Origin of the sequence: Streptomyces sp. NPDC002490 (assembly GCF_040296045.1) — a bacterium.
Taxonomy (GTDB): domain Bacteria; phylum Actinomycetota; class Actinomycetes; order Streptomycetales; family Streptomycetaceae; genus Streptomyces.
In genome coordinates this window covers 24983-34986 of record NZ_JBEOWM010000059.1, presented here as the reverse complement: position 1 = coordinate 34986, position 10004 = coordinate 24983, and the positions used below count along the sequence as shown (strand labels likewise).

Annotated in this window: 10 protein-coding genes; 1 reads left to right on the top strand and 9 read right to left on the bottom strand. The window is 73.8% G+C overall.

The window, feature by feature from the left end; genetic code table 11:
• Positions 1-88: 88 nt before the first annotated feature.
• The 8 genes from ABT092_RS27150 to ABT092_RS27115 form a co-directional block, all read right to left on the bottom strand.
• On the bottom strand, positions 89-1264 hold the full coding sequence (locus ABT092_RS27150) for a S1 family peptidase (protein WP_351248391.1): 1176 nt from the start codon (positions 1262-1264) through the stop codon (positions 89-91).
• Positions 1265-1425: 161 nt separating this feature from the next.
• Positions 1426-1839, bottom strand: a complete 414-nt coding sequence (locus tag ABT092_RS27145) for a hypothetical protein (protein ID WP_351248389.1) — start codon at positions 1837-1839, stop codon at positions 1426-1428.
• 233 nt (positions 1840-2072) lie between these two features.
• Positions 2073-2900 (bottom strand): MIP/aquaporin family protein, encoded by an 828-nt coding sequence (locus tag ABT092_RS27140; protein ID WP_351248387.1) that lies wholly within the window; start codon positions 2898-2900, stop codon positions 2073-2075.
• Positions 2901-3041: 141 nt separating this feature from the next.
• The gene (gene ku, locus ABT092_RS27135; protein ID WP_351248385.1) at positions 3042-3917 is read right to left on the bottom strand and encodes a non-homologous end joining protein Ku; all 876 of its coding nucleotides are present in this window, start codon (positions 3915-3917) and stop codon (positions 3042-3044) included.
• 97 nt (positions 3918-4014) lie between these two features.
• Positions 4015-4245, bottom strand: coding sequence for a hypothetical protein (locus ABT092_RS27130; RefSeq protein ID WP_351248383.1), 231 nt, complete (start codon positions 4243-4245; stop codon positions 4015-4017).
• 80 nt (positions 4246-4325) lie between these two features.
• Positions 4326-5066: a GNAT family N-acetyltransferase gene (locus tag ABT092_RS27125; protein ID WP_351248381.1), complete on the bottom strand. Its 741-nt coding sequence runs from the start codon at positions 5064-5066 to the stop codon at positions 4326-4328.
• A gap of 159 nt (positions 5067-5225) precedes the next feature.
• A complete protein-coding gene (locus ABT092_RS27120) occupies positions 5226-5861 on the bottom strand; it encodes an LAETG motif-containing sortase-dependent surface protein (protein WP_351248379.1) in 636 nt (211 codons plus the stop codon).
• 185 nt (positions 5862-6046) lie between these two features.
• A complete protein-coding gene (locus ABT092_RS27115) occupies positions 6047-6562 on the bottom strand; it encodes a mycothiol transferase (protein WP_351248400.1) in 516 nt (171 codons plus the stop codon).
• A 216-nt stretch (positions 6563-6778) separates the two neighbouring features.
• Between ABT092_RS27115 and ABT092_RS27110 the strand changes: the two genes are divergently transcribed.
• Positions 6779-7846 carry a hypothetical protein gene (locus ABT092_RS27110; protein ID WP_351248377.1) on the top strand — a complete coding sequence of 356 codons (1068 nt, stop codon included), beginning with the start codon at positions 6779-6781 and terminating at the stop codon, positions 7844-7846.
• 22 nt (positions 7847-7868) lie between these two features.
• Here ABT092_RS27110 and ABT092_RS27105 read toward each other — a convergent pair whose 3' ends face one another.
• Positions 7869-9998: a SpoIIE family protein phosphatase gene (locus ABT092_RS27105; protein WP_351248375.1), complete on the bottom strand. Its 2130-nt coding sequence runs from the start codon at positions 9996-9998 to the stop codon at positions 7869-7871.
• Between the last annotated feature and the right edge of the window lie 6 nt (positions 9999-10004).

Genomic DNA, 10004 nt, shown 5'->3' with positions numbered 1-10004 from the left:
GGCCGACGAATCCCGCAAAGGACAGCCAGTCGGCGTCGGTCAGTCCGTGAGTCAGACCCAGCGGAGAAGCCACGTCACATCCTCACTGTCAGTCCTCGCCCGGCTCCTCCCCGCCGTCCTGCGGCGGAGAGGTCGGCGTCGTGGGCCCGGCCGACGGCTGGCCGGCGCCGCCGATGCGGGCACCGAAGGCCTCCAGGGCCCGGGGCACCGGCTGGAAGAACGTCACTCCCCCGCGGGTGCAGTCACCGCTGCCACCGGAGGTCAGTCCGACGGCGGCGCCGTCCGCGGTGAACAACGGACCTCCGCTGTCGCCGGGTTCGGCGCAGACGTCGGTCTGGACGAGGCCGGAGACACTGCCCTCGGCGTAGTTGACGGTGGCGTTCAGACCGGTGACGCGCCCCCCGTGCAGGCCCGTGGTGCTGCCCATCCGCCGGACCTGCTGGCCCACGGTCGCCTCGACGGCCCGGTCGATGGCGACCCGTCCGCCGTCGCCGGTGTTGACGCTGCTCGGCGCCGACCGCCCCGGGTCGTCGTAGGCCACCAGGGCGAGGTCCCCGGCGCCGGGGAAGGTGGCCTGCCGCACGCTGCCGAGCGGGGAACCGGCGCGATCGGTCCACCGCGTGCCCACGCCCCCGCAGTGACCGGCGGTCAGGAAGCCCGCACCGCCGTCCCTGGTGGTGACGTTGAAGCCGAGCGTGCACCGCGAGCCCCCGCCGAGGATCGCGTCCCCGCCCTCGACGAACGGAGTGAACTCGCCGGCGGACCGCTCGATCCGGGCGACCCCGCTGCCGAGGCCGTCGACCACGCGCCGCAGGCGGTCCCAGCGGTCGCCGGTGACGCTGCGGTCGGCGGTGACCCGGATCTGGTTGGTGACCGGATCGACCGCCCAGGAGGTGCCGGGGATGGTGGCCCGGTCCTCCAACGTGCTCGTTGCCGCGTGGAGTTCGTCGGCGCTGTGGTCGACCGTGCGGACCGCGGCGCCCGCCTCGCGCGCCCGGTCCGCGGTGGCGCCGTCCGCCTCGACGACGTTGACGACCAACTGCCGCTTGTCCACGTCGTAGTACGAGCCGCCGAAGTCCGGCCCCGGCGTCCCGGTCAGCCGGGCGTCGAGGTCCGCCGCGGCGAGCGGGGTGAGGGTTCTGGGCGTCGGCACCTCGTCCTGGGAGGCGTTGGCGTTCGGCAGGACGGCGGCGGCGGTGCCCAGGGCGATGACGACGGCCGCAGCCCCGAGGGACTTGCGGTGACGGATGCGACGGTGACTCAACGGGGACCTCCTGGGGAACGCGGTCGCCGAAGCCTCCAGGGCGACGGTGACCGCGGAGCGTCTGAACGCCAGGAGGTACGCCCGGGGCGCACGGGACGTTCAGAGCGGATCCCGTGAGCCATCTCACCCCCCATTCGGTGGAGTTGGAGACGGTGAAGGCGTCACACTCGGGTGCCCACGGCGATCCGGCTGTTCCCCGAGAGCTGGATCAGCGCGCGTAGAACCACCATCAGACGGTCCTCGTCGAGTTCGTGGACCCGGGAGAGGGACGTCTGGTGGACGCCCACCATGGACAGGAGTAAGGCGAGGAACACCCGCTCCGACGAGGAGAGTTCGAGGGCGTACAGCTGGCGGGCCAACCCCTCCCAGTCGCACCGCGGCCCGTCCGCCCCGTCTTCGACGACCAGGGCCCGGCGCACATCGGCCCGGCCGAGCAGCACCCCCTCCTCGACCAGCGCCGTGACGACCGCTCTGTCCCGGACGGTGACCGCGCCCCGCCTGAGCGCCGTGGACAGCGGGGGCGGCTCGTCGCCCGGTGGGGGCACGGCGGTGTCGGGGTCTCGGCTGATGGGCATGGGGGGCCTCCGCAAGGACGCGTCCACCCGGCAGGACCGCACCGGCGGTTCCGGTTCGGGGCTGGGCCCCGGGAGGGAACCGGCGATGCGGTCCGGTCCGGTCTCATCTGCTCATACGTGCAGGGGAACCGGTTGGTTCATTCGACGAGGAGTCGGCTACCTCACATCCGCGCGGTCGGGCTCCCCGCCTCGTGCGGTCGAGGCACCCCGGCCCCGGCCGCCGTCCGGAGGGTTCAGCGACCGCCCTCGGGCGCGGGCACCCGACCGGGTTCCTGCGGTTCCTCGTCGGCCTGGGGCAGGAACCGTCCGACGAGGACCTTGTACAGCCAGGCTCCCAGCACCCCGCCGATCAACGGCCCCACGATCGGCACCCAGAAGTAGAGGTTGCCGTACTGGTCCCGCCAGGCTTCGCCGTATCCGGTGAGGTAGCTGGCCAGGCGGGGGCCGAGGTCACGGGCCGGGTTGATGGCGTATCCGGCGTCGACCCCCCAGGCCATGCCGATGGCGACCACCACCAGTCCGATGATCAGGGCGGCCAGGTTGGCACCCGGGGGGGTGTTGAGGAGGTCGGTCACCGCGAAGATGAGGAACAGGAGGATCGCGGTCCCGATGATCTGGTCGCGCAGGGCACCGAACTCGCTGATGGGATAGGTGCCGTTGCCGGGGAGCGTCGAGAAGACGATCTGCGTCTTGAAGGTGTGCTCCGGGTCGGCCTGGGCCAGCACCTCGCTGTAGTTCCACCGCACGAGCAGGGCCGCGACGAACGCACCCGCCGTCTGGGCCGCCGCGTAGGGCAGGACCTTGCGCCACTCGAAGCCCTTGAAGACGGCGAGCGCCAGGGTGACGGCGGGGTTCAGGTGCGCACCGCTGAGTCGGCCCGCGACGTAGATGCCGAGGGTGACGCCGAGTCCCCAGGCCCACGCGATGCTGTCGTGGTCGCCGAGCTCCGCGGCGACCACCTGGGCGACGACTCCGCAGCCGAAGAGGATGAGGATGAGGGTTCCGGCGAACTCGGCCGACAACTCTCCGAGCATGCTGTTGCGCCATCTGCTCCGCACCATGAGGAGTTCCCTCCTGACCTGGGGTTCACGAGCCTGCGGGGGCGTTCCGACGATAGGCACGGAACGGGCGCGGCGACCCGGTGAACGGGGGGAAGTGCAGCCGTTCGGGCGTCTTGCGACGTCCGTTCGGGACGTCGGTCGTCAGGAGCCCGATGCCCGGCGCTTCCCGGTGCCCCGGGGGCCGCGACCGGAGCGACGGGGCAGTTCGTGCACGGTGGCACCGCCTTCGGACCCGCCGGCGCTCGCCCCGGTCCGCTCCAGCGACTGCTCCAGCGCGGACATCAGGTCCAGGACCTCGGCGCCGGTCTCCGGCTCCCGTTCGGGGGGCGCCGCGGTCTCCGCGCCGTCGGCCTTGGCCGTGATGACCCGCTCCAGCGCTTCCCGGTACGCGTCGGTGAACGAGGACGGATCGGTGGCGGGCATGGCCTCGACCAGACTCACGGCGGCCGCCACCTCCCGCTCGTCGAGCGGGACCTCCTCCGGGACCAGTTCCTTCGGGGAACGGATCTCGTCGGGCCACTTCATGGCGTGCAGCACCAGGACGTCGTCCTTCACCCTCAACAGTCCGAGGCGCTCCCTGCCGTGCCAGGCGAACCGGGCGACGGCGACCTTCGCCGTGCGTTCCAGGGCCCGGCGCAGCAGCACGTAGGGCTTCGCCGCCGTCTCGGCGCCGCTCTCCAGGTAGTAGCCCTCGCCGATGCGCAGGGGGTCGACGCTCGCGGCGGGCAGGAAGCCGGCGATCTCGATGGCCTTGGCGGCGGGCAGCGGCAGGGCGTCGAGTTCGTCGTCGGTGATTTCGACGGTGTCTCCGTCCGGGGTCTCGAAGCCGCGCCCGATCTGGTCGGCGGACAGGGTCTCGCCGTCGATCGAGCAGACCTTCTTGACCCGGACGCGCGCCATGTCGGTGCGGTGGTACTGGTGGAAGGCGATGCCGTGGCCCTCCGTCGCGGGCACGACCTTGACGGCGATGGTGACCAGGCCGAAGGTGATCGCTCCGGACCACACGGGGCGCGGCATGGTGGACCTCCCTGTCCCCCCGTCGTGTCCGGCGCCACCAGCCTAGGGCGGTGCGCCGGGCCCGGCACCCGGAGGCGGCGGGCCCGGCGGAGGCGGGCTACCGCCCCGCTCGGTGCTGGAGCAGGTGGCGGGCCATGTGCAGCGGGACGGTCGCCTTGCGGTCCATGTCGCGGGTCAGGTTCGCGGTCTCCTTCCGCAGGTCGACGGAGCGCCCCGTGTCGTTGTCCGAGGTCGTGACGCGCGGCGCGCCTTCGGCCGCGGCGGTGGCGACGCCGCAGAGCATCAGGGCTCCGGTCGCGGCGGCCAGGGTGACGTGGCGGAACTTCACTGGGTGCTCTCCCTGATCGGTCGGGTGGGTCTCCGGTCAAACGACCGACGCGACGGTTGGTGGCGGTCCCCCGGGACCGCTCAGGGAACCACGACGGTGAGCGCGGTGAGGGTGTGGACGAAGCCGAGGCGCTCGTATCCGCGGCGGGCCGGGTTGCCGTCCGTGACGACCAGTTCGACGCTGGTCAGCCCGCGCCCGGCGGCGTCGGCCAGGGCACGGCGCAGCAGGGCGTCACCGAGCCCCCGGTGGTGCTCCCCGGGGGCGCGGAAGACCTCCGCGATCCAGGGCTGTCCGTCCCGGTCGGTGAGGATGACGCCCCCCAGCACCCGTCCACCGCCGTCCACCGCGAGGACGCTGCTGGGCAGGACGGGGCCCAGCACCTCGCCCTCCAGGAGCGGGACGAGCCGTTGGTGGAATGCCTCCTCGTCGGTGCCCGGGTGGTGGTCCGGGTGGCCGGGCCCGAAGGCGGCGCGCCAGGCGGGCAGGAGGGCGCGGGGGTCATGGGCGTAGGCGACGGCGCGCACCCCCGGTGGCAGGGGCGCGGGCTCGGGCGGGGCGGGGCGCAGCTCGCGGCGCATGCCGTGGGCGTGGCGCAGGACGCGGGCGCCGTGCGCCACCAGTTCCTCGCCCAGACCCACGCTGCCGGACACCACCCAGCCGGACATCCGGGAGAGCACGGTCGGCACGGGATCCGCGGTGCCGACGACCTCCACCAGGTCGGCCCAGGGGCGTCCGGCCCGTTCGCCCCGTACGTAGGTCAGCACCGGCCCGCCGTCCGTGCCGGTGAGCACCTGGCGTTCCACGTCGTCGTTGCGCGTCACTCGTTCGATTCCGTCCCTCGGGTTCGCTGGTTCCTCGTGTCCGTCCGCGCAGCATGCTCCGTCGTCCCCGGGGATCGCGCAACGTGCTTTTCGGGTGCGGGTGCGCACGGGCGGTGCCGCCGTGCCCCGCGGCCGGGTGGCCACGGGGCACGGCGGGGGTCAGTCGCGGGTGGTCCGGCGCTTGCGGACGGCGAACATGATGCCGCCGCCGGCCAGCAGCACGAGCGCGGCGGCGCCGGCGATCACCGGGGTGGCGCTGGAGCTGCCCGTGGCGGCGAGGTCCTGGTCGGGGGGCGTGCTCCGTTCCTGCCCCGCCGGCTCCGGGGAGGCGGCGCTCGGGGAACGGGTCGGCTCGGGCTCCGCCGGCGGCGCACTCGTCGGTGCCGCGGCGGAGTTCGAGGGCGCGGGCGCGGGGGTGGGCGTGCGCGTGGGGGCGGGGGACGGGCACACGGGTGCGGTCTTCGTCTGGTCCACGTCGAACTCTTCGCCGTCACCGGCCTTGACGACGAGACGGACCTCGACGTCCCGATCGTGTGCGGGGAGGGCCAGGCGGTCCGAGAAGGACGTGCCGAACTCCTTCGTCGGCAACAGCTCCTCGCCGTCGACGGTGAGGGTCACCGTGTTGGTGACCTCCGCGGAGTCGGCGTAGTCGGACAGGTCGACGCTCACCTCCGAACAGGTCACGGACCAGACGGGGTTGTGGGCGACCGCCGGGGCCGCACCGAGTGCGAGCCCGACGACCGCGCCCACCACCAGGACGCCCGAGCGCTGCCACGCACGGGTTTTCTGCCTCATGAAACCTCCAGGGACGACGGGTGGCCCCCTGAACAGGGGGTCACGACCAGCGCACCCTACAGCCGGGCACACCGTGCTCCTGAGCCGCATCCGCTCGCCCGACGCCCAGTTGTTACAAGCGAGTTGGGATCCGGCCGACCGTCGTCGACATCCCGCCGACCGACGGGCCGGAGCAGGGGCGAGTCTCAGCCGTCGCGCCGTTCCAGGACCCCCCGGACGAAGGCCGCCTGGCCCACGTGCTGGAGTCCCTCGGCGACCACGCTGACCAACCGGACGCCGAGGGTCACCGGAGGGGACCAGCGCTCGTCCACGATGCGTTCCATCGCCGGACCGTCCAGAGCGCGCACGAAGCCGGCCGTCCGCTCCTGCACCGCGTCGTGGTAGTCGACGAGGAGCGCACCCGAGGTGACGTGCATCCGTCCCACTTGACGGGACGAGTGCCCGTATCCGGTCGCGAGGCGGGCGTACGGGAGGTCGAAACGGGTGACCCAGTCCCCCCTTGTCCACTCCTGTTCCGTCCCCGCCGCCGCGCAGACGTGGTCGTCCTGGACCCGGGTGAGGTGCCACACCAGCCAGGCGATCGAGTTGGCCTCCGGGTCGATCCTGTCCGTCAGCGCGTCCGGGGCGAGCCCCTCGACGACCTCGTGCACCTGCTCCCGGACCCGTCCGAAGGCGTCCGCAAGCAGATCGGCTCCCGTCACTCCCGTGGTGCTCGACACATCCGCTCCCGTTCCCGCGCGGGGCCGCGCGTGTCCTGGTCCGGACCGTCCGACCGGGGTGTGCTCGGACGGTGCGTTCTTGGCCATGTTCGCCGATCGGCCTCCGGTCTGTCCTTCTGACGGCTTGCGTTCGGCTCCTCGACCACGGATCGACACGGTTCGGGTCCACCGGAGGCAACGGACGGTTATCGTGCGGGCATGATCTTCCGCAGAGCACGCTTGGCCGGTGCCGTGGGCCGGTTCGAAGCCGCCGTGCGGACCCAGGACCCCCAGGCGACAGAGGACGCGCTCGGCAGGCTCCACCAGCGGGCGGCGTGCGCCTCGCGCACCGAGCTCACCGCCGCCGCGGTGCGGCTCGCCGGGCTGCTACCCGAGGTGCCGACCGCGCCGCGGGCCCGGGTGGCGCTGTTGATCGGCGCGTGCGTGGAACTGGGGGCGGACCCGGTGGCGTGCGCCCCGGGGCTGCTGGCCGGGGTGCGCCAGACGCTCGGCGTCGCGGTGCACTTCCCCGAGCGCTGGCGGGCCGCGGGCGGCGGGGAGCTGCCGCTGCCGGACGAGGGCACCCCCCACGGCGGTGTGGCCGCGCGGGTGGGCGAGGAGGTGGCGGACGCCTGGTGGGCGCTGCTGCGGTGGGAAACGGCCGCGGTGGCGGTGCTCAACCACCGGGCGGTGCGCGAGGCGGTCGGGGACCGTCGGGAACTGCTGGCGACGACCGCGCGGATCGCGGCCACCGTCGAGGGCCTGCTCACCTGCCTGAACTACGCCCTGTTGGTGCTCGACGACGAACCCCTGGTGGTGCTGCACCGGGCCACGCGCACGGGCTACCGGTTGCGGATGACGGGGGTGGCGGACAACTTCCAACTGCACACCCTGCTGGCGGCCGAACTCTCCGGTGCCGGCCACGTTCCGGGAGAGGTGCCCAGCGCGGAGGCGGTCGCGGTGTGCCGCAACGTGCCCGGGCAGGCACCGACGGCGGGCACCTTCCGGCTGTCGGCGCCGGACGGCGGGGAGATATGGAACGAGGGCACCCCGGCCGAGATCCCGGAGGTCGACGGGGTGCGGCTGCTGGTGCTGGATCCGATGCCGTACGCGCGGAGTTGGCCGGCCGGACGGTTCTTCGCGAACATGCCGGGCGATCTGGTGCTGGAGCGGGTGCTGAGCGTCGAGGAGACCGCCCGGTGGTTCGACCGGGTGGTCACGCTCGACGGCGCCGGACCGGGCCGTCCGCCCCCGGGGAACGGGTGGGCCGGGGAGACGGTCGTCTGAATCCTTCCCGAACGCCTTCCCGTCAGGAAGGGGAAGGGAGCGGACCGTCGTAGCGCAGGAGCAACAGGGCGACGTCGTCGCCCCGGTTGGCGTCGTCCAGGAGGGTGTCCGCGACCAGCCCGAGGTGCGCGGGGTCGGACGTGGCGAGCGCGTCCCGCAGCCGGGCCACGCCGACGTCCATCTCGCAGGTGGCCGATTCGACCAGGCCGTCGGTAGTCAGCGCGAGGAGCGTTCCGGGCCTCAGGTGCAGCGGGCTCGTGGGGTAGGCGGCTTGGGGCACCACCCCGAGCGGCGGGCCCACGTCCGCGGTGATCGCTTCGGTGGCGCCGTCCGGATGTCTCAGCACGGGCGGCAGATGGCCTGCGCTGACCCATCGGGCGGCACCCGAGTCCATGGCGACGTCGACGTAGCAGCAGGTCACGAAGAGGTCCGTGTCCATGCCGAGGAGCAGGCGGTTGGCGTGCGCGACGACCACCTCGGGGGGATGCCCCTCGATCGCGTAGGCGCGCAGCGCGGTGCGCATCTGGCCCATCAGCGTGGCGGCCGTGGCGTTGTGCCCCTGCACGTCACCGATGACGAGGGCGACGTGGCGGTCGGGCAACGGGATCACGTCGTACCAGTCGCCGCCCACCTCCAGCCCGGCCACGGTCGGCAGGTAGCGGGCGACCGCCCGACCGCCCGGGATGTCGGGCAGCCTGCGCGGGAGCAGGGAACGCTGGAGGGTGCCCACCAGTTCGTGTTCGGCGTCGGCGGCCCGGACCCGGGCCAGGGCCTGGCCGGCGAGTCCGGACGCGGCGGTCAGGAAGGCCCGTTCGTCGGCGCCGAACCGGTGGGTCGTGTCCCAACCGACCAGGCACAGGCCGGTGGTGCGGCCCTGGGAGGGCAGCGGCAGCACGGCGAGGGCCCCGGGCCCGACCTCGGTGAGCTGCGGTTCGAGCGAGGCGGTGGGCTCCAGGAGGGCGGGGCGTCCCTCGCGGATGGCGGCGGCCAGGGTCGGCAGGGCGCGCACCGGGGCGTCCGGCCACTCGGAGCACCAGGCGGTGCGCCAGTTCTCGGGCCAGGACCGGGGGTCAGGGGGGTCGAGGGCGGTGATGACGAGCCGTTCGCCGTCGAGTGCGGCCAGCGCGACGCGGTCGGCGTGCAGCGGACCGCGCAGCCCGCCGGCCACGGCCTGACTCGTCTCGTGCACGGTGGCCGTGTTGGCGAGGACGGCTGCGAGGCGCTGGACCCGGGCGGCGTCGGTGCTGCCGGAGCACGGCGCCTCGGCGTCGGCCACCGTACCGATCAGACGGCTCCGACCGCCGAGGCCGTCGGTGACGACCTGTCCGCGCAGCCGCAACCAGCGCGGCTCCCCCGCGGAACGCCGGACCCGGAAGTCGAGTTCGCGGTCGCCGATGGTCAGGTGGTCGGCCTCCACCACGGACATCAGGGTCGGCAGGTCCTCGGGGAGGGTCAGCGCGAGCAGGGTCTCCACCCGACCGTCGAAATCGCTCGCGCTCATTCCGAACAGGGCGAGCAGTCGCTCGTCGGCGTCCAGGTGTCCGCTGTCCATGGCGAGCCCGAAGGTCCCGGTGCGCCCGTCGCCGCCGGGCGCGTCGTCGGGGCGGGCGGGCGCCGGGACCGTGCGGCCCACGGCGGCGGCGAGCAGGGCGAGGACCTCCCGGTCCACCGGGCCGAAGCCCTCGGGGCGTTCGGTGAGGGCGAACAGGCAGCCGGTGCCGCGGAGGCCGCCGTCGAGCGGCAGCGCGGCCACCGCGGTGCCCCGCTCGGCGGCCGGGCCGCCGGGGTGGCCGAGGGCGGTGCGCCACTGTGCGGTGCCGAGCCGGTGGGCGGCGGCCATCGGCGAGTCGCCCGCGGTCGGATAGTGGTCGTGCAGTCCGTACAGGCTGCGGGGGACGCCCGCGCTCTCGACGAGGGTGAGGGTGGCGCCCTTGGGGTCGGGCACGTAGACCGCGGTGAGGGTGGCCCGCGCGAAGACCAGCACCTGTTCGACGACGGACCGCAGCCGGCCGAGGGGGTCCTGACGGCTCGGCAGCGCGCGCAGGGCGCGCTCGACGCAACGGGTGGCCGCCACGCCCACGGGGCCCGGCGCACCCGGAACCACGGCGGTGCGGGCCGCCCGTGGTGTCGTCGCGGTCCCCGAAGCCGTCATGCCCTG